At 68.4% G+C, this 24033-nt stretch carries 21 protein-coding genes; 16 read left to right on the top strand and 5 right to left on the bottom strand.

Annotation, left to right across the window (positions count from 1 at the left end; genetic code table 11):
- The first annotated feature begins 870 nt into the window (after positions 1-870).
- Positions 871-2934: a beta-propeller fold lactonase family protein gene (locus ACIBK0_RS49225; RefSeq protein WP_399096205.1), complete on the top strand. Its 2064-nt coding sequence runs from the start codon at positions 871-873 to the stop codon at positions 2932-2934.
- 208 nt (positions 2935-3142) lie between these two features.
- On the opposite strand, the gene ACIBK0_RS49220 is transcribed toward ACIBK0_RS49225, so the two are convergent.
- Positions 3143-3358: a hypothetical protein gene (locus ACIBK0_RS49220; protein ID WP_399096202.1), complete on the bottom strand. Its 216-nt coding sequence runs from the start codon at positions 3356-3358 to the stop codon at positions 3143-3145.
- A 796-nt stretch (positions 3359-4154) separates the two neighbouring features.
- Here ACIBK0_RS49220 and ACIBK0_RS49215 point away from each other — a divergent pair.
- The 6 genes from ACIBK0_RS49215 (at position 4155) to ACIBK0_RS49190 (ending at position 9782) form a co-directional block, all read left to right on the top strand.
- On the top strand, positions 4155-5018 hold the full coding sequence (locus tag ACIBK0_RS49215; RefSeq protein ID WP_399096199.1) for a helix-turn-helix domain-containing protein: 864 nt from the start codon (positions 4155-4157) through the stop codon (positions 5016-5018).
- Positions 5019-5124: 106 nt separating this feature from the next.
- Entirely contained in the window at positions 5125-5910 is a 786-nt protein-coding gene (locus ACIBK0_RS49210) for a hypothetical protein (protein ID WP_399096196.1), read from the top strand.
- Positions 5911-6244: 334 nt separating this feature from the next.
- Entirely contained in the window at positions 6245-6451 is a 207-nt protein-coding gene (locus ACIBK0_RS49205; RefSeq protein WP_399096193.1) for a DUF397 domain-containing protein, read from the top strand.
- Positions 6452-7750: 1299 nt separating this feature from the next.
- Positions 7751-8125: a hypothetical protein gene (locus tag ACIBK0_RS49200; RefSeq protein ID WP_399096190.1), complete on the top strand. Its 375-nt coding sequence runs from the start codon at positions 7751-7753 to the stop codon at positions 8123-8125.
- A gap of 208 nt (positions 8126-8333) precedes the next feature.
- Complete coding sequence (locus ACIBK0_RS49195) at positions 8334-8693, top strand: ArsR/SmtB family transcription factor (RefSeq protein WP_399096187.1); 360 nt, start codon at positions 8334-8336, stop codon at positions 8691-8693.
- 618 nt (positions 8694-9311) lie between these two features.
- Positions 9312-9782: a hypothetical protein gene (locus ACIBK0_RS49190; RefSeq protein ID WP_399096184.1), complete on the top strand. Its 471-nt coding sequence runs from the start codon at positions 9312-9314 to the stop codon at positions 9780-9782.
- A 211-nt stretch (positions 9783-9993) separates the two neighbouring features.
- On the opposite strand, the gene ACIBK0_RS49185 is transcribed toward ACIBK0_RS49190, so the two are convergent.
- Complete coding sequence (locus ACIBK0_RS49185) at positions 9994-10830, bottom strand: hypothetical protein (protein WP_399096181.1); 837 nt, start codon at positions 10828-10830, stop codon at positions 9994-9996.
- A 1271-nt stretch (positions 10831-12101) separates the two neighbouring features.
- Positions 12102-12584 (bottom strand): hypothetical protein, encoded by a 483-nt coding sequence (locus ACIBK0_RS49180; protein ID WP_399096178.1) that lies wholly within the window; start codon positions 12582-12584, stop codon positions 12102-12104.
- A 154-nt stretch (positions 12585-12738) separates the two neighbouring features.
- Here ACIBK0_RS49180 and ACIBK0_RS49175 point away from each other — a divergent pair, with 154 nt between their 5' ends.
- Together ACIBK0_RS49175 and ACIBK0_RS49170 are read left to right on the top strand one after the other, a co-directional pair.
- Positions 12739-13107 carry a hypothetical protein gene (locus tag ACIBK0_RS49175; RefSeq protein WP_399096175.1) on the top strand — a complete coding sequence of 123 codons (369 nt, stop codon included), beginning with the start codon at positions 12739-12741 and terminating at the stop codon, positions 13105-13107.
- 232 nt (positions 13108-13339) lie between these two features.
- Complete coding sequence (locus tag ACIBK0_RS49170) at positions 13340-13495, top strand: hypothetical protein (RefSeq protein ID WP_399096172.1); 156 nt, start codon at positions 13340-13342, stop codon at positions 13493-13495.
- 41 nt (positions 13496-13536) lie between these two features.
- On the opposite strand, the gene ACIBK0_RS49165 is transcribed toward ACIBK0_RS49170, so the two are convergent.
- Positions 13537-14193: a hypothetical protein gene (locus ACIBK0_RS49165; protein WP_399096169.1), complete on the bottom strand. Its 657-nt coding sequence runs from the start codon at positions 14191-14193 to the stop codon at positions 13537-13539.
- Positions 14194-14770: 577 nt separating this feature from the next.
- Here ACIBK0_RS49165 and ACIBK0_RS49160 point away from each other — a divergent pair.
- The 6 genes from ACIBK0_RS49160 (at position 14771) to ACIBK0_RS49135 (ending at position 21293) form a co-directional block, all read left to right on the top strand.
- Positions 14771-15775, top strand: a complete 1005-nt coding sequence (locus ACIBK0_RS49160; RefSeq protein WP_399096165.1) for a DUF6215 domain-containing protein — start codon at positions 14771-14773, stop codon at positions 15773-15775.
- A 1482-nt stretch (positions 15776-17257) separates the two neighbouring features.
- Positions 17258-19135 (top strand): Na+/H+ antiporter NhaA, encoded by a 1878-nt coding sequence (gene nhaA / locus ACIBK0_RS49155; RefSeq protein WP_399096208.1) that lies wholly within the window; start codon positions 17258-17260, stop codon positions 19133-19135.
- 411 nt (positions 19136-19546) lie between these two features.
- Positions 19547-19846 carry a hypothetical protein gene (locus tag ACIBK0_RS49150; protein ID WP_399096162.1) on the top strand — a complete coding sequence of 100 codons (300 nt, stop codon included), beginning with the start codon at positions 19547-19549 and terminating at the stop codon, positions 19844-19846.
- On the top strand, positions 19843-20043 hold the full coding sequence (locus tag ACIBK0_RS49145; RefSeq protein ID WP_399096159.1) for a hypothetical protein: 201 nt from the start codon (positions 19843-19845) through the stop codon (positions 20041-20043). Before ACIBK0_RS49150 ends, ACIBK0_RS49145 begins: the two co-directional genes overlap by 4 nt.
- Positions 20043-20246 (top strand): hypothetical protein, encoded by a 204-nt coding sequence (locus ACIBK0_RS49140; protein WP_399096156.1) that lies wholly within the window; start codon positions 20043-20045, stop codon positions 20244-20246. Before ACIBK0_RS49145 ends, ACIBK0_RS49140 begins: the two co-directional genes overlap by 1 nt.
- A gap of 495 nt (positions 20247-20741) precedes the next feature.
- Positions 20742-21293: a lamin tail domain-containing protein gene (locus ACIBK0_RS49135; protein WP_399096153.1), complete on the top strand. Its 552-nt coding sequence runs from the start codon at positions 20742-20744 to the stop codon at positions 21291-21293.
- 475 nt (positions 21294-21768) lie between these two features.
- Here the strand turns inward: ACIBK0_RS49135 and pyrE are convergent, their stop codons facing one another.
- The gene (gene pyrE, locus ACIBK0_RS49130; protein ID WP_399096150.1) at positions 21769-22335 is read right to left on the bottom strand and encodes an orotate phosphoribosyltransferase; all 567 of its coding nucleotides are present in this window, start codon (positions 22333-22335) and stop codon (positions 21769-21771) included.
- A gap of 668 nt (positions 22336-23003) precedes the next feature.
- Here pyrE and ACIBK0_RS49125 point away from each other — a divergent pair.
- Entirely contained in the window at positions 23004-23636 is a 633-nt protein-coding gene (locus tag ACIBK0_RS49125; protein ID WP_399096147.1) for a BlaI/MecI/CopY family transcriptional regulator, read from the top strand.
- Positions 23637-24033: the final 397 nt, after the last annotated feature.

The raw sequence follows: 24033 nt of genomic DNA, 5'->3' as shown, positions 1-24033 counted from the left end.
CTCGACGCCTGGCGCACCAGACATCCACCACGGCAGACACATGCTGATGAAGACTGAATGACGCTGACGGTTACCACAACAGTTCCCAACCCCCTGCCCTGCGGGCACCCGAACCTGGCCACCTTCCTCGCCTCACAACTGGTCTGCCGGCTGAGCTCCTTGCGAGCCGTCGACTTCAGCGAGCTGCTGAACAACCTGCAAGAGCCCGCGTGGGCCTGCCCGGTGACCTCGATGACGTCGGGCGTGGGCCATCGGGCAGAACCACTCCCGGCGCGGCGGGCAACGATGGCCCTTACCCCACGGCGTGCTCCCCTCTCCCGCGCCCGGGTCCCCGAGACCACCACCCTCTTCCCTCGGCGAAGGGAAAACGGCGTGCACCGGCTCGTTGCGACACCGTTCGGAAAGCGACACCTCATCCTGCGGCCGGGAAGCACCAAGGCCGTGCAACTGCCGCAGGCCGAGTTCGAGGAACTACTCGCCCTGACGGGTCAGATCACGACCAGCGCATCGGGCAAGGGCCTCCTGGTCGGGCTCGCACTCCGCTCCTGCCACCGACCGCTCATCCTGGTAACAGACCCCTCGGCTCCCGGACTGCCAGCCGTCTGGGCCTTGTTGTGTGTCCGTCGAACTGGACGGCTCAACCCAGGCGCGGTGTTCTCTCCCCGCACAGAGCAGAGTCGCTGCGTAAAGACCCATCCACCGACACGGATGTCCCGCTTATCCCGCTTACCCAAATAATCGAGCACATGTCCTAATCGAGCCGCGAATCAATGGGCGAGTTGCCACTCTTTGAGTGATATGCGATACGTGGAGGGAAGCCTTTTACCGCTTACCGAAGAGCCCTGCTGGCCCATCCTGGAAGAGGGAGCCATGACAGGAGCGAACGAGGCGGCGCGGCGCGTGATCACCGGGCGCTACCGGCTCCTGCGCCGGCTCGGCGCCGGCGGCTGGGGTCGGGTGTGGCTGGCTTACGACCAGGAACTGGCGTGCGAGGTTGCGCTCAAGGAGATCATCCTGCCGGCGGACGTCCCGGAACGCGAGGTGGGCACCCGGATCGCGAGGGCCCGCTGCGAAGCGCGGCACGCTGCCCGGCTGCGCAACAACCCCCATGTCGTCACCGTGCACGACATCGTGGAGGACGACGGCCTGCCGTGGATCGTCATGGACTTCGTCCCCGGCGCTATGGACCTGGAGGCGGTGGTGCAGGAGCGGGGGCCGCTACCGCCCGCCGACGTCGCCCGGATCGGGCTGGCGGTGCTCGACGCCCTGCTGGAGGGCCACCGGCTCGGCGTCCTGCACCGGGACGTCAAGCCGGCCAACATCCTGCTGACCGACCCCGGCCCGCAGCACTCCTCTCCTACGGAGGGCGGCCAGGTGCTGCTGACCGACTACGGCATCGCGCTGGAGCCGGGCTCTGGAGAGGCCCGCCTGACCGCCTCCTCGGAGATCGTCGGGACGGTGCGCTACATGGCCCCGGAACGGATCCGCAGCGAGGCACCGACCCCGGCCGCCGACCTGTTCTCGCTCGGCGCCACCCTGTATTTCGCGCTCGAGGGGACCGGCCCCTTCGACCGCGACTCCGCCCTCGCCACGCTGAACGCCCTGCAGTTCGAGCCTCCCACCCCGCCGCGCCGGGCAGCCGGGCTGACCCCGGTCCTCCTCGGGCTGCTGGCCAAGGACCCTGCGCAGAGAATGGGCGGCGATGAGGCCGCCCAGTGGCTCGCCTCCTTCGCCACCCGGCCGCACCCGCCCCCTTTGCAGCAACCGGCTCCCTCACCGGGGGTGCCGCCGTCCAAGCGGCCCCCCGCCTCGAATCCGCCGCCCCCTCAGGAATCGGCCCCGCCGACCGAGCGCATGGGGCCTGCCGAGCCGGCGGAACCGGTCGGCCCGCCCCGGGGACCGCTGCCACGCAAAGGTGACGAGGCCCCGCCCCGGCCCCGCCCGCAGCGGCCCGGACACCGACGAGCCAGGCTCATCGCGGGGGTGGTAGCGGCGCTGGCCGCGGTAGGCGGCGGCATCTACCTGACACAGACCCCCTCCTCCCAACCCGAACTGTCCTCGATCCAGGTGGGCAACTCCCCGGCGGGAGTGGCGGTGTCCCCGGACGGACGCCGGGTCTACGTGACCAACTTCAGCTCGGACTCTGTGTCGGTGATCGATACCTCGACGAACCGCACCGTGGACAACCCCATCCCCGTCGGCGACTCCCCGTCGGGAGTGGCAGTGTCCCCGGACGGACGCCGGGTCTACGTGACCAACAATGACTCGGCCTCGGTATCGGTGATCGACGCAACGAAGAACCGCACCGTCGGCAGCCCCATCCCCGTCGGCGACACCCCGGAGGGGGTGGCGGTGTCCCGGGACGGACGGGTCTACGTGGCCAACGGGAAATCGGGTTCGGTGTCAGTGATCGACCCTGCGACCAACCGCACCATGGGCAGCCCCATCCCCGTCGGCCGCTTCCCGTCGGGGGTGGCTATCTCCCTGGACGGACGCCGGGTCTACGTGACCAGCATGAAGCCGGCCTCGGTATCGGTGATCGACACCGCAACGAACCGCACCGTCGGCAGCCCCATCCCCGTCGAGAAGCGGCCAACAGGGGTGGCGGTGTCCCCGGACGGACACCAGGTCTACGTGACCAACTTCAGCTCCGACTCGGTATCGGTGATCGACACCGCAACGAACCGCACCGTCGGCAGCCCCATCCCCGTCGAGAAGCGGCCAACAGGGGTGGTGGTGTCCCCGGACGGACACCAGGTCTACGTGGCCAACGGGAAATCGGATTCGGTGTCGGAGATCGACCCCGCGACGAACCACATCGCAGACGGCATCCCCGTCGGCAACTCCCCGGAGGGGGTGGCGGTGTCCCCCGCTGAGCGCCAGGTCTACGTGGCCAACAAGGGCTCGGATTCGGTGTCGGTGATCACCTTCTGAGGGCGTCCGCAGGTGAGGACCACGCCCACCCGTGCAGCCACCCGGAACGGAGGAGATCGCGTAACCGGTACAAGCCGACCCGTGCAACGGTTGCCCTCGGCGCATGTGTCATCAGGCCTCGAACAACACACTGAGTGACGTCATGAACGCCAATGGTGACAGTGCCGGGGTTTGGTGAAAGCGCGAGACCGGTGGTGGCTGCCTCACTTCATGGCGGGGTGCAGCCCGCCGGATCCCAGATGCGGTTGCGATCCTGGTCGTAGTGGTAACCCGTGCAGTCCCCGTGTGGCGCCGCTCTCGGCGCCTCCACAGTGGTCAGCGGCAGCGCCTCGGCGCTCGCCACACCCACCGTTCCGGCGAGCAGCGCAGCAGCGCAAGACGCGCCGACGAGGTGTCGGGTGTACTTTCGGATGCTTATCGCCACGATCATCTCCCTTTGGGCGAATCATTCACTTATACACCAGCGTGGAAGCTGGCCATGGCGGTGTCAAACAGCCATCAAGGAAGTTCTGTCCTGAATGGGCCACCCCCCGTACGAGTGAGGCAAGGGCGGGGGCGTCATCGGAAAGCCGTGGCCGGTGCGGTCCGGTGTCTTCTGGCCGAAGAAGGGGGCTTGGGCGCGCGTCCTGCGCGGAGACCGGCCGCGTCCCGGTCAGCCGCTGCGGGCTGTGGTGCGGTAGTAGCAGGGGCCGAAGTCCGCGAAGCGCACGTCCCGTTCTTGCCTCCCGACGGACGCACTCACCTGTCTGGGGCCCTGCGACCCCACACTCGCCGTGTTGCGGCCTCAGCGGGCCGGGGGCGCGCCCTGGGTGAATCGAGGACACGTGCGTGGGGAGTCGCTGCTGCAGCAGGGGCGGGTGTATGCAGGGCGGTGGCTGTGTGGTCCGCGGCAGTGCCGGGGCCTGACGGTTCGGCCGGGTGACTGCCGGCGGTGGGGCGCGGTCTCGTTTTCCCCGCCGCGCATGTGGTGGCGCATGTGGTGGCGCCCCACGCCCCGGTGATGCTTCTTTTCACCGCCTGTATCTGATTGATGGGCGGTGTTTCGGCCGGAACGGTTCGTGCCCTATGGTTGAGTGACAGGTAGCAGATGACGAACTAGCAGACGGCTGAAAGCATCTGACTGGCTATCGTATCGGTGGTCGCAGATTGCGAGTCGCATACAGATGCCGTACTGATGGAGAGGTCGCTGCCCACCTGTAGTCAGATGGAGAGGAAGCATCGTGGCCGACCAAGATCCGCAATTCGCGAAGCGGAGACTGAGTCGCAGGCTCCGCGCGATCCGTGAGGCCGCCGGGAAGACCCAGAAGGACGTGGTCGACGCCCTGGTCTGGTCCATCTCGAAGGTCATCCGGATGGAAGCCGGTGATGTGGGGATCTCCGTCACCGATCTCAGGGCTCTCCTGCAGTTCTATGAGATCACCGACCAGCAGCAGATCGACGAGTTGACCGAGATGGTCCTGACGTCCCGCAAGCAGCCCTGGTGGGCGCGCTACAGCAGGACGATGACGTCGAGTTTCTCGTCGTACCTGGGGTACGAGACGTCAGCCTCCGTCATCCGCAACTTCGAGTCCAACCTGATCCCCGGGCTGCTGCAGACCCGGGAGTACGCCCAGGTGCTCATCGATGACTCCGACGGCCAGCAGGACATGTGGGTCAATCTGCGGATGGAGCGTCAGAAGCGGGCCCTGGAGATCCGGGACCGGCAGTTCTTCTTCATCCTGGACGAGACTGCCACACGCCGCGTCGTGGGCAACGAGGCGGTGATGCACGCGCAGCTTCAGCGCCTGCTGGAACTGAACGAACTCCCGCACGTGAACATCATGGTGGTGCCGTTCTCCCGGGGCATCTATCCGCGCTTCCGCTCGCCCTACGTCATCTTCGAGTTCTCCGATGCGAATGATGACATCGTCGCCTACCTGGAAAACCCGGACGGCAGCCTGATTCTCAGCGAGAAGGCGCCGATGACGGACCAGAGGAAGCCCTCGGACTATCTGCAGGACTTCTGGATCGTCGAAGGGGACTACGCCGTAGAGATTTCGCCGGAGTTCATCGAGAGGGTGACCGCCACCTTCGCAATGACGTGAGAAAGACGAAAGGGAGCCGTCTCGGCCTAGCCGGCAAGCACCGCCGAGGGCTCCCCATCGCAAACCGCTCCAACCGTTGCATACAACTCAGACAGGAGGGTTCGTCGTGCAGTCTAGCGCTCAGGGGACGCGCGGTCCCACGCTGCGATCCACCCGCCCCCGAACAGCCCCGTTCCGCGGCGGTCCGCCCGGGGCGCGGGGCGCCCTCAGGGCCAGTGCGGTCGTCGCGCTGGCCGCGGTGCTGCTGATCTCCCAGAGCAGTCCTGCCGTCGCCGTGGCCGACAGCTCCGAGCCTCAGGCGGCCGGCACCCTGCCGTGGTATCTCGCCCTGGTGTCGAGCCTGGCGGCCGCTGGTGTCAGCGCGGGTGTCACTCTCCTGACGGCGCGCACGTCGCTCGTCCACCGCCGGCGCGACAGGCGGCAGGACCGCGCCGATGCCGAGGCCCGGCGGATAGCCCACCACGCGGAACGGGAGCTGCGGGACAGGAAGATCGCCAACCGGACCGCCTGGACGGCTCACTACCAGCGGATCGACGATCTCCTCGTCTCGGCGGGCCGGATCGAGTACGAGATACGCCGACGCAGACTCCACACCGACGATCCCGAGACGGCCGACCTCATCCAGCTGAAGAAGGCCGCAGAGCAGTACGCCACCTACGCGCCCGGACGGCTGCCTGCGGCATTGACCAGCCTCGCCGCCGGCCTGGACGCCGTCAGCGCCCACCTCCTGCCGACACTCGCCGAGCTCAACAACCCGGCCCAACCGCGCTCCCTGCACCTGTGGCATGCCCTCTTCGCCCAGGCCGGGGAGCAGGCGCGCGCCGCAGACCACCTCACCCGCACACTCAAGAAGGCTCAAGCGGCACTGCGCCACGAATGGGGGATGGACTGACCCGGCACGCCGAACACCACCGCGGCGCACTCCCCCGGTTCCCACGGCACGGACCCTGCACCGTCTCCCCTCATACTCCGCACCCCTTCACGCGCCGAGGCGATCGGTTTTCAGTCAAAAGACAGACAGGAGCACCCAAAGGGACGCTTATGTCACTACACATCACGATTCATCAGTCCCGCGGCTGATGCTCCGCGTCTGGCCCACCGGCACCGTGCTGCGGATACTTAAGCGATTTGAATCTTCTGCAGGTCCAGGGAAAGCGCGCTCCGCAACAGCGGAAGACGATCTTCCAGGATCGACAACTGTCCGCGTCCGACACGGGAGGTGCTGAGTGAAAGCGTCTGGCAAGGGCGGAACCCCCTGGCGAAAAAGCACACACAGCGGAGGGGCTCAGGGCAATTGTCTTGAGGTGAGGCTTCTCGGAGGCGAAATCCTCATTCGCGATTCGACAACTTCCTCTCTCCTGCTGGCGCATGTGTCCGCCCCGGCCTGGAGCATATTTATCCGTGCCGTCAGGGACGGCCGTCTCGCACCCTGACAAGCCTCTTTCGAGCAGCCTCTGTTCCCACCCGGAAGCCGGACAGAAAAGCACTGTCACACAGCCTCTGAGACCTGCACGAGGACGCGAACCGCAACGCCGCAAAGCCAGCCTCGGCCCGGCACGAGCCGCAGCACATCCGGCCGACACTTCGGTGCGGCACCACTCCCAGCTCCCACCGGCAACCACCGCCACGAGACGCAGCGGACACCAACCCCGCTACAGCTGACGGCACTTCACGCTTCCGGCGCCAGCGCCCCACCGCTGGACGAGCCCGCCTTCCCCGCCCCCTGGCCGTGCAGCCTCACGCCTCCTCATCCCCACCCGGCCGGCCGCCGCGCGGGGGCCGCCGCACTGCACAAGGCACGGGGCCCACGGCACGACCAGAACGTCCGGGCAGTTACGCGACCGGTTCGGTGCCGGCGCGGGAGTCGCCGTTCCGCGGGGCCTACATGCCTTCCGGCGATCTCGGCCCGGTCGAGGGCTTCCTGACCGGCAGTCAGCGGTGGATCGTCGCATGGGCAGACCTGGATGAGGTGCAGGACCGCTCGGAGCGGATTGTGTCAAAGCCGAATGCCGCGCCGCCGGCGCGTGTAGGTCAGCGCCGTCGGAGCCACTTCACACCGAGCGGTTTCGCCCATCCGTCCGGGTGAGGTGGCAGTGGCAGGTCAAGGCTGCGGCGATGCCGGTGAAGGCCGGTGTCGGAGGCGCTGCGCGCGGTGAGCACATACCGCCGTGGCCCGGCTGCAGAACTCGCGCGCCGGCACGGCGGCGTCGCACGGAGTTGGCATCGTGCCGCTGACGGAGCACGAGCGGGTACGAGGGCGACCAAGGACACGGGGCGGCCGCCACAACTGCACAACTTCCAGCCGGGGTTCTCCTCCCCCGCCCCGTTCTGCTCCGGCTGGGCGCGGCGGCGAAGCCGACGCGGAGAAGCCCGAGGTGTGCCGACCGATCCCCAAAGCTCGCCACACCGCCCTGTTGCTGACCGGTTTTCTTCCCCCACGCCTCATCCCCGCCGCTCGTCAGCAGGCACCAGATTCTGACAGGCCACCAGGCTCGTACCACAACACGCCCCACGCCCCCGACGGGCCACGGACCGAGGTTCCGGCGTCAACTTCATGGCCGGTCACGGCACTTCCGGTCCACCGAACGGTCCGGTCGCGCCGTTGTTCGGTCGTCACAGGTCAGTCCCAAAGAGTTCCCCCAGACGTGATGGCGGCGTGCTTACGGTCCGGACACCGAGGCGGGTCGCCAGCACCGGCCCGCGCAGTCAACGGCACGCAAAAGGGAGGCGCTGTGGCGAGTGTGGAAGTGTCGCTGAAGGAGATGATGGCCGGGGTCGAGGGAGCCCTGGGAGCCGCCGTCGTCGACTACACCAGCGGAATGGCGCTGGGCACGCTCGGCGGGAACAAGGACCTGGACCTGACCGTCGCCGCGGCCGGCAACACGGATGTCATCCGGGCCAAGGTCCGCACCATGGAGCAGCTGGGTCTCAAGGGCCGGATCGAGGACATCCTGATCACGCTGGACCGCCAGTACCACCTGATCCGCCTGGTAGCCGGTCGTACCGGCAACGGGCTGTTCCTCTACCTCGTCCTCGACAAGGCCCGATCGAACCTGGCGATGGCCCGCCACCAACTCAAGCGTGTGGAGGAGGCGATCGAGATCTAACCCGCCTGAGGACGCCGGTGGCCACGCCTGCCCATCATGTGAAGACTTCTTCAAGTCACCACATCAGCATGGTGCCAATGTGCGTTCCTGCCGTGCCCCAGGCGTGAAGGATCGACATCCGAGGGCGGTCTGTGGTGCGGCGGTGTCCTCGGACGCCGCCGCATCGCGGCGGCCGCAATCCCACCCATCCGACCAGGAGCGAGCATCCATGCAGGCCCCCCTCTACCAGGTCAAGGCGGAGTTCTTCCGCATGCTCGGTCACCCCGTACGCATCAGGGTGCTGGAACTCCTCCAGCACGGGCCGGTGTCCGTACGGGACCTGCTGGCCGACATCGAGATCGAGCCGTCCAGCCTGTCGCAACAGCTGGCCGTCCTGCGGCGCTCCGGCATCGTCGTATCCATGCGGGAAGGCTCCACCGTCCGCTACGCGCTCGCCGGAGGAGACGTCGCCGAACTCCTGCGTGCCGCCCGCCGTATCCTCACCGAGCTCCTCACCGGCCAGAACCAGCTCCTCACCGAGCTCCAGCAGGCCGACGCTCCGCCCCAACCCCTGCACCCCACCAGGTGACGGCGGCACCGTCCAGGCTGCCGGACTCCGAGACCGAGTCAAGATCCATCAGCCCGATGCGGTGCCGCCGTCACCTGGTGGTGCGCGGGATCCGCCCAGGGGCTTGTCTCGGCGCCGCCGTCTCAAGGCAGTTACGGGTAGCGGGCGAGGGCACCTGGCTCCTGCTTCCGGTCCAGCCTTGAACCCCACTGCTTCAACAGGCTGCGGGTCCGGCACAGGAAGTGCCCCCGTTACGGGTCGACGAAGGCCAAGGCGCGCCCCCTGCTCCGCAGGGCCGGCACTTTCTCATGCACCCCACTGATTCATCCCTGAAGGGCGAGGCCCAGTTCAATCCCACACCCGTACGGGGCTGTCTTCACTCTCGGGCAGCTGGTGCAGGGGCACTGACCTGAGAGGCTTGAGCAGGCCCGGCGGTTCGTGAGCGAGGACACCGGCGGCGGCGCGAGCGTCGAGGAGAACGAGCTACTAGCCCAGCGGGCCAGCACCCGGGCTCCGCTGCCTGGTTCCTGACAGTGGCGGGCGGGGCCACGGCCGCCTCGCCTCTCTCACGCACGTGGCTATGAGTTCCAGGTCCCTGGCCCAGGCCGTCAGAGCGGTGCGACTGGCTGGCATCGGGGCATGCTTCTGGTTCACGACGGAGGGGGCCTCGTGATAACCACGGTGACGGCAATCGGTGGGCTTGCAGGGCTGATTGTGTCGTTGGTGTTCTTGGCTTTCCAGACGAGAGCCGTGTCCGAGCAGGTACGGACGGCCAACAACATGGCGGGGACGCGGTCGCTGGATCCTGCCCTGACGGGCCTTCGGGACATCCACTTCAAGATGCTGGACTACCCGGGCATGAGAGCGTACTTCTACGAGGGCAGACCCTGTCCCCGGCGTGGCATGGAGCGTGAACGTGTGTTGCTGTTCGCTGACATGTTCGCCGACGTGCTGGACAGCGGGATTCAGGCGACACGACGCATCCCTCAGAACGAGTCGACCGAGGACTGGATTTCCTTCTGCCGGTATGTGGTGAACCACAGCCCCGCTTTGCGCACGGTGGTCAGCGAGCACTCGAACTGGTGGCCAGACCTTGCCAGGTTGTGCTGACACCTCGATGCAGGTGACGGCCGCGTCCTGATGGGAGGCGATGTCGAGCAGCGCCCGTTGTACGCCGCGGTGCCGGAGCCGCGTGCGCGCCCGGGCCGAACCGCGAGGTGGACTCCCACGACAACCACCGTCAGATCCTGCGGCAGGCGGCGGACCCATACCGCTGCGCTGTGTGCACGCCGATCTGTCGCGCACGCCTGTGCGGAGGCAGTCATGCGCGCGGCAGAGCGCGCATCGCGACCGCGACCATGACTCCAGGAACCACCAGGGCGCTCTCCCCCAGGATGTAGACCACAGGGGCGTCCATCGCGTCCCACCAGTCGTACGGCAGACCGACGGTGGCGGCGCTGGCCACGGCGAGGAGTCCGCCAAGTGCGAGCGTGGTCCACGCGCTGACGGTCGCCCACTTGTTCAGGAAGACCTCGTCCCGCCAGTCGGGTCCGGCGCCTTGCGGCGCCGACGCGGGCGCCCGGTGCCAGCACGCCCATACCAGCAGCATCAGGGCGAGACCGCTGAGCCACACCATGGCGTCGGACCACCCGGCCGCCCGGTGAAGCAGCACCCCGTTGGTGAAGCCGACCGACGAGACGATCAGCATCAGCATCGAGAACTGGGCCGCGAACAGGATCAGTCCGCGGAAGAAGGAAACCTCACCGTGCTGATTGCGCCGGAACGCCGGCAGCAGCCAGGCCAGGGCGACGATCACCACAATCGCATCGGCAGCCAGGATCGCCCCTGCGAACAGTTGCTCGGTCAGCGCGCGCAGGCACACCAACTCCCCCGAAATCAGCGAATACAGATACGAGGCCACTGCCAGACCGAAGAAACACGGCAGCAGCAGTCGCAGCCCACGGGAGGCATGCCCATCGCCTCCCGCCGGGTTCTTCTCCCCGATCACCACCACGATGCCCGCGAACACGAAACCCGCAAAGATCCCGCAGAACGCGCTCAGCGCTCCCGCCGACGCGATCGGGCTCCAGTCGAGTGGGCCACCGCCACAGGTGTCGGGCTTGAACGCCGCAAGGCCGGCCGGATGCGCCATCGTCATAACCGACGATGCTGACATCCACACCCGCACACGCCCCCACAGCAGCGAAGATCCCTTCCATCGGCGGGAGCACAAGGGGCGCACACCACCGGCGCACACACCATTCCCGCGCCGCAGCGGTCACCCGCGCGAGCCCCGGGACGACTCGCCCGGGTGGTCGTGGGTGTCACGGCCGCGCTGCTCGAACAGCCCTTAACGAACCGCCCGTTCGGCCAGAACGGTCGGGGACGGACGATGACCGGTCCGCAGGGCAAGGGCCGCAGATCCGCGTCGTCGAGATTGCACCGCGGCTCGGGGCGTCGGCCCACGCGACCCTGTGCGCCTTCTTCGGACCGTGAAGTCGACCGCCAGCCGCGCGATCGGTTCGGCCAACACCGGAAAGAACGGTTGATCGTCGTGCAGCAGGGCTGCGCAGACCAACAGTGGGGGCACGCGGCAGCCGGCGGCGATCGCAGCGACGGCGAGGCAGTGCCTGGCGCAGAGTTCGCCGCTGTACCCGGGTTGGCCGTGATGCCAGCCGTAGTTGCGCACCGGGCGGTATTACGGCTGCGCAGCAGTGCCGGACCGCGGCTACGCAATCCCGATGCTGGTGCGCGCCTGCCAGGATCACATTGCGTCGCCCGCACCAGCAGCCGTTCAGTGCAATGCGTCAACCAGAGCCGCTCCACGTCTGCTCATCCTCGACGCGCACGCCCAGCCGGCACCGTTCTGCATGGATCACGCGCTTCCGCGCCCACCTGAACTCATCCTCCAGAACCTCGAGCACCGACTCCAGCATCGTCAACAGGCCCCCGGTGGCGCGCGGCCGGGTTCGCCGCGCCAGACCAAGGTCCCGTTCCAGCGGTCCGGGCTTCCGGGGCGGAACAGCGACACCGCAGCGCCGGCCGGTGGCATGGCATGAGCCGACGTCAGCACCAGTCTCGGCGCGATCGCATACCCCGGACCCGGCCCATCGGGCCCGTGCGACGACTACGCGTACAGGCTCCATTCCGACGCCCCTGTCCCCCGCTCGGCCCTTTCTCAGGGCGCGCACCAGGTGCATGCGCAACCCCGCTCCTCCGGCATGCCGTTGCGAACGGACTGGCTGCCCTCGCCGCCGCTGAAGTGGCGTGTCGGGCCTGAAGGTAAGGGCGGTGTCCGCTCACTGGTATCCCAGCCGGGCAGAAGATGCCCCAAGCGTGCAGGTCGGCCCTCCGCGGGGAGCGACTCGCCCGGTCCCGGAGTCGGCACCCCAAACGGCAGCGGCCCGCACGCTGCGTATCACTACACCGTCACGGCGAGCAGTACGCGATGGCAATACCAGTCAGGGCGTTGGGGGTTGGATTTTGGAAATCGACGATCCAGGTGTCGTCCTGGGTATTGGTGGTCCGACGATCGGCGAAATACGCAGATTCCCCGGGGTTCAGGCTGAAGCCGCCGCCGATCACCTTCTGGCCGGCCGGACAGACCGCCGTGCTCCGTCCTGCCCCGCCCGCAGGCGCTTCGGTGACCTGCCCAAATACTTTGGTGGTGTTGACGGTGCCGGCGGGTCCTGCTGGACCTACGGGTCCTGCGAGGCCGGTCTGGTTCCAGGTGATCGTGAGCTCGGTGGACCGGCACCGCTGTCCGGCCTCGAAATCGATGACCCTCAGCGCTCCGGTGCTGCGGATGGAGCAGCCTGTGTAGACCCCGTCGGCGCCGGGGATGTCGGCGTGCGCCACGCCGCCGAGCATGCCGGCGGTCACGCCCAACGCCGCGGCCGCGATCGCGCCCACCCGGGCGGGCCTACGCCCTGAAAAGGGGGCGTGCAGAGAACAAGACACGACGGCGATCTCCACAGAGTCCGGGGAACGAGGGGGGCCGGCCAGGCCAGTTGCGGCCGGGGCGTGCCAGCAAGGCGATTCTTCCTAAAGATCCGGGATTTCGCGCATGCTCACACATTATGTCCTTCTTATGCCGCAGCGGATGCCGCCATCGGGAGGACGCCCTGACCAAAACGGTTCGATAGGTAAGTCCTATAGCGAATGGGAGTTATCCGGTGAGGGCGATGCCGAACGGCAAGATGGCGGATGTCAGGCAGCACGTGGTGGGCTGGATCCTCTCCTGGCGGGCCAGGAGTACCTGCGCACGGGAGACGCGCGGCATGCCTTGGTAGGCAACGGCCCCTACTGGGTGGACAAAGAGGACGGCATCCTGCACCAGATCGCGGTGGTGAACGCCGTGGCCGGGGCCTGGGAGAGCGCCTGCCTCACCCGCGTGAAAGGCTCTCACCAAGGCGTGACCCCCGTAGGGACTTGATGATCCCTCACCCCTGCACGTCCCCGGCTCACTTCGTCGCGCCCAACAGCCCGGGTACGGCGTACGCCCGATGCGTACGCGCACCGAGGCCCGGCTGGACACCCGGCCGGGCCTCCACCGCCGAATCACCATGACCACGTCCAACAGGCCGACGCCGCAACCGGCTGCAGCAGTCATCGAGAACAGGGCTGCGCGGCTTATCACGTTGCGGCCTGAGCTATCTGCTGCTGCCGTGAGCGTGCCGCGGGGCGGGCGCCGCGCACTGAGTTCCGCGTTCCACCAGGTGACCGGCACGGTGATCGTGTGGGCGTGGATGCGCTGGGCGCGGCAGCGCCAAGGCCGCTCGACCCTCGGCACAAGCGCGAGCCAGGAGCCCTTCGACCAGTGACAATCCTCGAGGCCTCGCTCGCTTGCTGTCGCGCTACCGAGTCAGGAGCGCGGGGCGGCCTCGCTGATGTCCTGGTGCATATGGTCCATGAGTTCGCCCATCTCGCGGATGTCGGAGTTCGGGGTGTCGGCGTTCTGCGCCGCACGGCGCAGCCAGTCGGCGGTCGTCAGGGCGAGTGTGGTGGCGTCTTCTTCGCGGTGGTCTGCGAGGAGTTCCTCGATCCGGACGGCGAGGCCGCCCAGGGTTTCATCGTTGGTCTGCGGCGTCAGGTAGCCGCGCAGGCCGATGGGGTATGGGTCCTGAGCTCTGGCGTGCCGCACAGCGGCAAGTACCGCGGGGTCGTCGCTGTACCGGTCGAGATGGCCCAGAAGGACGTAGATCCGCGCGATCAGCCGTGGCCGCCCGGGGTGGCGGTCCAGCCAGGCCATCAGCTCCCGCTGGCCACCGAGGTGGTCGACAAGCGGGGTCAGCGCCTCCACCGACTTGGTGGGGAGATCCCAGTGGTGGGGAAGGAGCTGGGCGACTTCGTCGGCGAGCCTCGCCTCGTCCTCGGGGCTGAGCGTACCGGCGGTGAACCCGCTGACCTTCAAGCTGTCCAGGGAGAACCCGTCCGGCCCTGCCTGGCGGGTGAGGCGTGAGGAGCCGTGCCGCCGGCGCAGCAGTTCACCGACGCTCTTGAAGAGCGGCTTGTCGTGCACGAAACCTCCTGATGAATGCTCTCAAGGGCCCCTCGTCCGGGATGGGGAACGCGGACGACGCCGCGGTCCGGAGGGCGATGCCGATCGGTGCTCTGCGACGTCGGCACCACTACCCTGCCGCCCGGCCGCGGTGTCCGCGCGCCCGGTGACCCGGATGAGTGCGGATGAGTGCGGAGCGGCTTGGCGTCAGAGGAGCTGGGTGTGTCCGGTCGGCGGCCCGGCGATGGTCAGGCAGCGCGCGGCGGTGGGCACAGCCGCGGGCAGCGTGGGCAGGCGATGGAGGTGGCTGCGTTGCGGCGTGCTGGCGGGTATCGGGAATGGGTCACTTCCTCCCGCTGCTCGTGGTGCCGGTGGCTGGCGTTCGGCTGTTTCGTTGATGGCGTCGGAGGCTCACCAGGGCGAGTACGCAAGCGGCCAGGGCAATGGCTCCGGCGGCTGCGACGTAGAGGGGTGTGCGAGATCAGGAGCGATCTCGGGATCGTCGGCTTGGCGGCTTTCGCTTCGGCAGGCCCTGCACGTGCCCGGAACTGTGGCTTCCACCACGGCGAATGTGGTCTTGTCCTGATGAGATCACCGGATGCTCGGTTTCCTCCTCCGTCTCCTGCCGTTCTGGGTCCGCGAGCCCCTGCTCATCGCGGTCGGGTCCGTTCTCGGCGTACGCATCATGTATCTCGCCGTCCGCGATCACGATCGGGTCGCGGCCGGTCTCGGCGTGGTGTTCCTCGTGTTCACCGCAATACGCGTCTACGGGGTGGTCCGGGCCTTGCGCGCACGCCGGAACCCGAACCCGGCGGCCTCCGCAGACGGGACGGCGGTCGATGTTGCCGCCCAGGCCCAGGCCCAGGTCGGAGCTGGGCCGCGTCCCGGCCCGGACACTCCGAAAAAGGAGCCTAACGCGTGGGGCCAGGCCGTCGCGGCCGTGGCCGTGATCGGGGCACTCGCGGCCGCGTTGTGGGTGGCCCCACGCGTGATGCCGTCCGACGACAGCACCCCGCAGCCCGCCTCGTGTTCGGCCGGAGAACACGAGGAACTGCCGAAGGCCTACAGGGAGACGCCCCAGCCTGTGACCGGTGAAGAGCTGTGCAAGGCGCTCAACCGGCCAGACCTGGCCAAGCTCCTCGGAACGCCTGAAGAGACCGCGACCACTGCTTCCGGCACCAGCAACACCGCTCCGCTGACTGATGGGAAGGTCGCCCAGCCGGAGGCCGAGGTCACGTTCGACACGTACACCGTGAATGTCTCGGCCACTTACAACGAGCTGTCGACTGACCAGTACGTGAAGCTGATGAAGTTCGGGGAGGAGAAGGACATCAAGACGCTTACGGTTCTCGGTCGGCCCGCGGTCTTCTCCTCGGATCACACCATGAAGCTCGAGATCAATCTCGGGAGTGGCGGATCCGGCGGACCGGTCGAACAAGGTCCCCTGGCCAGGACACTGTCCGTGGCCCTCGACCGTAAGGACCGGGGCGGCTACTGCGACATCACCGTGTGGAGCACGTCCGGAGCCCTCCCGGACGACGGCGTTCTCCTCGACATCGCTGAGAAGGTTCTTCCGGCGATCCCCGAACGGCTCATTCGATGAGACGCCGAGAACATTTCGGCCGCGAAAAGATTGGTCCGGTCGCGCCGCCGGCGACGGCATCAGTCTTGTGACGGGATGCGGGCCGCGATCCCCTTGGCCCGGCGCCCCCCGGCGGCAAAGGGGCGCTGCTAGTCCCAACCTGCGGTGATCTGCGGCCGAGTGACTGACGTGGTCCTTGTCCGAGCCGATGCTCACCGTCGCCGTGGACAGCCCCGCTCTGCCCGCCAGGTGGGCAGCGGAGCCGAAATTATGGACAGGGTTCGGTCCTGTCCATGGTCCGAGGCTGGGGGCGCTCCCACGTGGAAGGCCCCCGCCCCTTCTGGGATCAGTTCCCTCAACCCGGCAGTCGTCGAGGCGCACACGTCCACAAGGCTCCGGAACTACCCCAGCCGCCCGCCGGGACGGCAGCTGTAGTTCTTGATGTTCATCGTGGGGTCAGGCTGTCGCGGCGGCGCCAGGCGAACCAGTGCAGTAGGTGCGCCAGCTCGCGGCGGGTTTGACTGGTGCTCAGTTCGCGGGCGGTGCCGGTGTTGATGGTTGTCCTCAGCGATCAACACCGGCTGTTCAGGGGACGTTGTTCGGCCAGAAGTCCTGTGGGCGCCTCGCACCGCCCCGTTGACGTACCGCTTACGCTTCGGCGGATGTCCGGGGACTGTGAACCTTGTGGCGGACGAACAGCGCCACAGGCACGGCCATGACCATCAGGACAACTCCGCCTATGACGTTGCCCAAGTGCACGGCGTCGGTGAACGCCCTCGGTACCGCCGTTCCCACCACGCGAGCAAGGGATGCGGGCAGGCCCGTCGCGCCGCCGCCGTGTGACGCACCTCCACGGTCCTGTTCGCCTGCGGCGAGGGGATGCCTGCCTCGACGAGACGGTCATGCAGGTTCCGGGGGAAGCGACTGGTGACGACAGTTCCGACTACTGGAGGGGCATGTTCCCGGGCCGGCTCCTGGTGGGACTGGCCGGCGGCCTGCGCGCCCACGCGGGGCGGCCACTTGACGGCCTCGCTCGCCTCGGGAACTGCCTCGTAGGCTGGGGCGCGGACCTGCTCAAGCAGTTCGCGGCCCTGCCCGGCGAAGCCTTCGACGTACTCACCGACCGCCTGCAGCCGGCCCGTAGCGTCGGTCCGGCACGCTCGCCCCGGGGCATCGCAGGCGCGCGACGGACTCAGGCTTCGCCGCGTTGTTCTGCCGGGAGTCCGCGGGCCTGTCGTCTGGTTCACTCCCCCTCGGGTGCCGGACGGTGCGTGCGATGGCGTCGACGCCGGGAACTGTGCAGTCGGCTATGTACGCGAGTTACGGCTCTGGTCCATTCCTTGGATGCTGCTGGCGATCTTCATCGGGTCAAGTTCCGGCAGAGACGCTGGAATTGGCTGGTGCGACGGGGTGGTCGGGGCGGGACACCACGGCTTTCGCCGAGTGCCGGATCACGTGCGGGGCGAAAATAAGGGAGTGACTGTGCCAGCTGAGACCTCGCCCATGTCGGGCCAGACCCTGTGCGCCAAGGATGCTCGCGGCCCTTTGCGTGCCTTCCTGCAGACCGAGACCGGCAGTGCCGCGGTGCTGCTCGCCGCCGCGCTCGCGGCGCTCGCCTGGGCCAACATCGGACCTGGCACATACGAAGCGTTGTGGGACACCGAGTTGTCGGTGCGCATCGGATCGGGCGGGGTCTCTCTGGACCTGCGCGAGTGGGTGAACAGCGGGCTGATGGCGCTGTTCTTCTTGGTAGTGGGCCTGGAGGCACGCCGCGAATTCGACATGGGCGAGTTGCGAGAACGCCGACGGGTCACCCTGCCGCTACTCGCCGGACTCAGCGGTATGCTCATCCCCGTCGCCGTCTACCTGGCCGTCAATGCGGGCCACGACTCCGTGCACGGCTGGGGCACCGCCATGTCGACGGACACGGCCTTCGCGCTGGGCATGCTCGCCATCTTCGGGGCACGGCTGCCCGACAGCCTTCGGGTCTTCATCCTCACCGTCGCCGTCGTCGACGATTTCCTGGCCCTGACCGTCATCGCCGTCGCCTACAGCGGGACCATTGCCCTACCCGCACTGCTGACGGCGCTCGGCCTCTTCACGGTGGTCCTGGTCGTGCGACGCACCATCGGGGTGCGGATTCCCTCCCTGTACGTGGTGCTGGGTGTGGCGATGTGGTTGGCCCTGCTGAAGTCGGGCGTGGACCCGGTCGTGAGCGGTCTCGCGATGGGTCTGCTGACCTATGCCCGTCCGGCCGAGCGCCGCGATCTGGAACACGCCAGCCGTCTGTTCCGGCGCTTTCGCGAGCAGCCGACCCCGGAACTCGGGCGCACCGTACGCCGCGGGATCGCCTCGACGCTCTCACCCAACGAGCGGCTCCAGCAGATGTTCCACCCCTGGACGAGCTATGTGATCGTGCCGCTGTTCGCCCTCGCCAACACCGGCATCACCATCAGCGGCAGCCAGCTGGCCCACGCTTTCACCTCGCCGATCACCGTCGGCATTCTCCTCGGCTATGTGCTCGGCAAACCACTCGGCATCATCGGCGCGGCCTGGCTCACGACGCGCGCCAGCCGAGGACGCCTTCACCCACCCGTCGGCTGGGGCGCCATCACCGCGGGCGGCACTCTGGCCGGGGTGGGTTTCACGGTGTCCCTGCTGATCGCCACACTCGCTTTCGACGGCGCCCGGCTGGAGGAGGCGAAGATCGGCATTCTCGCCGCCGTTGTCTGCTCGTTCCTCCTCACCTGGCAGGTCACCTGGGTGATCGGCGCCCTCCCCCGGCCTTCCCGTGCCCGAGCCCTCCTGGGCACGGGCCAAGCCATCATCGACCTCAGTGACCCCGTCGACGTGGAGCGCGACCATGTACGCGGCCCGCTACACGCGCCGGTGACGCTCGTGGAGTACGGCGACTTCGAGTGCCCTTACTGCGGGCTGGCCGAGCCCGTGGTACGCGAACTGCTCGCAGACTTCGGCGACGTGCGTTACGTGTGGCGGCATCTGCCGCTGAACGATGTGCACCCCCACGCCCAGCTGGCCGCGGAGGCCGCCGAGGCCGCGGCCCGCCAGGGCAGCTACTGGGAGATGCACGATCTGCTGCTGGAGCATCAGGGGGATCTGCGGCCCAAGGATCTGCTCCGCTACGCCGAGGAGATCGGTCTCGATGTCGACCGCTTCCGCAGTGACCTGCGAGCTGGCGCGGGTGCCGCCCGGGTCGCCGCGGATGTGGAGTCCGCCGATCTCAGCGGTGTGTCGGGCACACCGACGTTCTTCGTCAACGGCCTCCGCCACTACGGCGCCTACGACATCGCCACGCTGTCCGCAGCGGTACGCGCCGCGCGGGAACGGGCCGCTCTTGCGGGGGCACGGCAAAGTACCTGATGCCCGCTCAAGAACGGGCGTCCATCCGGGGGCATGGTGGTCGTCCTTCATATGTGATGGACGGTTCCAGTTAGGGACTGATGCGCGAGTCCGCGGTCTTTGACCACCAGGCCCACCGCCTGATCGTGAGAGCGCGGACGCAGTTCAACCTCGCGTAAACAATCCGCGACAACCGCCATGACGGTGTGCGCAATACCGCGCAATCGACGCACACGCGTGCAGCTCGACTACCTACGGTCCTGGTCATGGTCACACAGCCCCCCCCTTTCACTGCGGCAGGCAGGACAGGACTGGCTCCTGTCCTGCGTCATCTGCCCCGCCGCCATACACCGCCTGTGAGACGCGGAGGACCTCGCCCCCTTCGAGACCGGCCCGCGCTGGAGGGCAGCCGAGGCGCCCCTCGGACAGTCGATGGATGCGATCAAGCGCATTGGGCCCGACCACCTCGGCCCGGTCCTCGCGGACGTCACCTCCGCGCGCGCCTGGTGGCTCCTCCCCCTCGATCTCGACGACGAGATGGACGACATCCGCCTCCTCACCATCCACCCCCACGGCTGGACCCTGAGGTGCCCGCCCGTGCTGTACCCGCTGCGCGGCCGCGTGTGGGTGGAATGCCCGGACGGTTCCGGACGGCTCACTGATCCGGTCTTGCTCGGCGCGTCGCTCGGTCCGGGCGGTGGCCCTCGACTTCGTGCGGAGGCATTCGGTTGACGCGGCAGACCACCATGGACGACGAACCCATCGACCTGCCCCTGCCACTCGACCAGCCGAAGCCAGCCCCACGCTGCGGGGTGTGCGCGGCGCTGGCCCGGCAAGGCGCCAAGGCCGTGGCCACTGGGGACTACTCGAAGGCGACCGACTGCAACATCGAGATCCGTAACCACCCCCACAGCAGACGGCGGTCGTGATGAGCAGGTTGGAGTACCGGGACGGAGGCAGCGCCTTCGGCCCCATGCAGCGCGTCGCCAGCAACGGGCAGTTCACCCGGGTCCAGCGCGCGTACCGGTCGTACATCAACCACGGCCGCGGGTGCGCAACGTGCGCGGTGGACAGCGAGCGGTTCACGACGGCCGAGGCGCTGTGGGAGGCATGCCGCGCCGCGAACTCCTGAGCTCTCGCTGTCGGCTCCCCTGGCCGCCCGGTCCCGGCCTGTCCGAAAGGTGCCGTCCTCGCGGGCCGCAGGGTCGCTGCGGGCCGGCGGGCGCGCTGCGCCCCCACAGCACCGGGCCGCGCAGGAGCGGTCGCCGTGGCAGCCCCGAGGAGGTGACCGCCTCGCCGGGACGTCGGTGTTGTTACGCACTTTCGGGTGTGCGGGAGGCGGGTGGTGGGGTGGCGCGTGCGGGCGGATGGCGGGGTGCGGTCAGTGCTGAAGCGGTTGGGGCAGGTCGTCGGTGCGCCGGCTGATGCGTTCACTACATACATGGACGTTACAACCGAGAGTGACAGAAATATGGGCAATTCGTAACACCCTTCACGCCTCGTCCACATCGGCAGGCGGTGGCGGCAGATTGCGGGCACTCGGCCACCCGGCCGGGACCCGGCACGCCGGACCCGCGGCACGCACGTGCCGGAACACGGGTCTGCCGCAACGAAACGAGGGGCAACCTTGTCCGCTTCCCTGTCTGTCACCGCCCGCCGCCTGGCCGCTGCCGTCCTGGCGGCCGGCGCCCTGGCCGGCGCCGGCGCGGCGTCGGCCTCCGCCGACAACGGCGCGCGCCTGCACCGCGCGCAGGTGGAGATCAGCGACGTGCAGCACTCCCTTGGCCACGACAACCGCAGCAACCGCTCGTTGAACATGGAGTGGGTCGACGTCACCAACACCTCCCACCGCAGCGTGAACCTCGACGGCTGGACGCTGTCCGACGAGGACGGCCGCACCTACACCTTCCGCCACTACCGCCTGGAGGGCCGCTCCACCGTCCGCGTCCACACCGGCGTCGGCCGCGACATCGCCACCGACCTCTACCAGGACCGCCGCACCTCGGTGTGGGACCGCCACTCCGACACCGCCACTCTCGCCAACGACCACGGCCGCATCATCGACACCGCCTCCTGGGGCAACGACCGCCACGCCCCCTCCTGGGGCAACGACCGCCGCGGCCACGACGAGCGCGAGGGCCGTCTCGAAGGGCGCGAGGGCCGTCACCTGGGGCGTTAGGGCCACCACGGCCGCCACGGCCACGACAGGCGGGCCCAGGCGATGAAGTAGCCACTGCCCGCGTCCACGAGGGGCGTGCCCCAGGCCACCGCCTGGGGCACGCCCCCCTTTGTTCGGACCGGCCGAAAGGCGAGAACCCGCCCGCAGGACAACGGCAGGGGCTCCTCGCCGGCAGGGCACGCCGGGCGCCTGGGGCGGCGGCCCGGGTGCCCGGCGTGCCCTGCAGTTGCCCTGCTGGTGCTGCGCCGCCTGCGTCCCTGCGATATCACCGGCCCCGCCCCGGCGCCGCCGCCCTCTCTTGCCGCAACGGGTCCTGTCCGAAACGAAATGCGGGCAAGGCACGTGCGGTTGAGCAGGTGTCCCGGCAGTCCCTCATCGCCGCGTTCGCCGAGGAGAAGCGCATCGCCGGCGGGTCCTCCCTCCGCGTCGCTCTCACCGGGACGCACGCGGCAGAGTGACCTTTGGCCCCGGTCGGTCAAGCGGCAGCGGTCTGCAGGTCCCCGGCCGTCAGCAGCGACAGCAGCGCGATGCCCTCGGCCGCGAGGGTATCGGCGCCGCCTTGCTCACGGTCAATCACGCACAGGGCCTCCTGCACGTGAGCCCCCAGAGCACGCAAGTCCGAGGTCGACAGCACGATCTGTCCGCCGCTGGTGACCACATCCTCAACGACCAGCACCCGTCGGCCCGTGACCTCGGCGCCCTCGGCAAGGCGGCACGTGCCATACGGCTTGGCCTGCTTACGCACGAACGCGCAGGGCAGACCCGTGTGCCGGCCGAGCGCGGTCACCACCGGGATGCCGCCCATCTCCAGGCCGGCCAGCACCTCGGTGCCTGAGGGCACCAGCGGGGCCATCCGCCGGGCGATCTCGTCCAGCAGGACCGGGTCGCCCTCGAACCGGTACTTGTCGAAGTACTCCGTGGCACTGCGTCCGGACCGAAGCGTGAACTGCCCGGTCAGATGGGAGGCAGCATGGATACGGCGAGCAAGATCAAAGTGTGTCACAGGCATCCAGTCTTCCAGCCGCCCGTCCGGCCACGACACCGGGTTGCTCCCCTACCTCATCCCACGCACCGTTGCTCCCTTGGCCGGCACCCTGAACACGAAGCCGGCACCATGAGCACCAAAAGCCCTGCGGTCTGCGGCCGCAGGAGTCCTGTCACCTCGCCGCGTCACCGAGAACAGGGGCGCCGTCCAACTCATCAGCGCGTCACACACCACCGGACGGCCACCTTGCAGAGGTCCGCAGGCCGAAGCCGGCACGGGCTGGGCAGCTGAGCAGGGTGACGTGCACGGCACATGCTCGTTGAGCACGTGGAGCACTCGGCCACCCCGCCGCGGGGGAGCCGCTGCTCGGAAATCGGCCACAGGAGTGCACCGGCTGCCGTGACACCTCAACTTCACCGGCGCGGCCCGCAACCTTCCTGCACGCGCCGATCAGACGCGCACAGCCAAGGCCGCGGCAAGCCGGTGTCAAGCATCCGGTGGAGCCACCACGTCAAGCATCAACCGACAAGACAAGGACCATCCGGTTCCACTCGTGCGTACTATCTCTACACTTCCGCAGGCCGCGGCAGTTGTGTCCTGCGGGTAGACCGGCCATCACCGACAAGACACACTCTCCATCCGGCTCCATCCGGCTCCATCCGTTCGCGGACACGTCCCTCCCTTTCACCGCCGTGCCCGCGGACCACAAAAGAAAGGCCCATGTCATGTCTGAAAGCCAGACCCACACCACTGAGTTGACCTCGCAGTACCTCGCCCAGGTGACGGGCGACCTTGAGAGCAATACCAAGGAGCAGGAACGTATCGCTGCGGACATCGAGGCCCTGCAGGAGCAGTTGCATGCCCTGCAGCACGACCACACCGTGCTGGTGAACGTGCAGCAGGCACTGGGCGGCGCACGCCCCGCCACCAAGACGGACACCACGGACACCACAGCCGCGCCGGCCGTGCCGCACCAGGCATCCGCCGCCCCCAGGCAGAGCAAGCCGAAGAAGGCCGCCGCCACGGGTGCCAAGAAGAAGGCGCCCAAGAAGACCGGCACCCAGGCCTCGCCCGCGCAGGCATCCACGACAACCGCCAAGCCGACCCTCGTCGACCTGATCCGCGGCCACCTCGGACAGCAGAGCGAGCCGCGCTCCGCCGCCGAAATCTGCGCCGCACTCACCCAGGCCCACCCCGACCGCAACATCAAGACCACGGTCGTGCGCACCACCCTGGAAAACCTGGTCGCCAAGAGCCACGCCCACCGCACCAAGCAGGGCTCATCCGTCTACTACACCGCCACGGCCACGGAAGAGCCTGCCGCAGCCGAGCCGCAGCAGGAGGCAGTGGCCGGCTGAACTCCCCCACCCATGCCCTCGCACCGCCGCCGGGACGCGGCGGCGCCCGGCATGCCAGGGAGCAGATTCTGCTGAGGTCTTGTCCCACGGCTTCGGCGGGAGAGGCGTGGGCCGTTCGTCGAGCAGACAGTGCAGCAGCGGTGCGTCGTATAAGACCTGGCGTGCCGAACTCAGCGACGGCCAGGGCCAGGCCCTGGCCGGAGTCGGGCCGGGCTGTGGGCTGGGCTGTGGGGCGACAGGATGCGGGGACCGCGGGCGCCGTGAAGTGTCCCGTTGCCGACGGCATCCTGCACACCACCGCGTCAGGCACGAGCCGCTGCTCATCCTCCCGGCTGCCGTGCGGCAGGATGAGGCCATGAGCGTAGTCAAGATCAACGTACTGGCCGTGCCCGCCGAG

Source organism: Streptomyces sp. NPDC050564, assembly GCF_044457265.1.
GTDB lineage: Bacteria > Actinomycetota > Actinomycetes > Streptomycetales > Streptomycetaceae > Streptomyces.
Note: the sequence above shows the minus strand (reverse complement) of the source record. Positions and strands in the feature narration are given on the sequence as shown.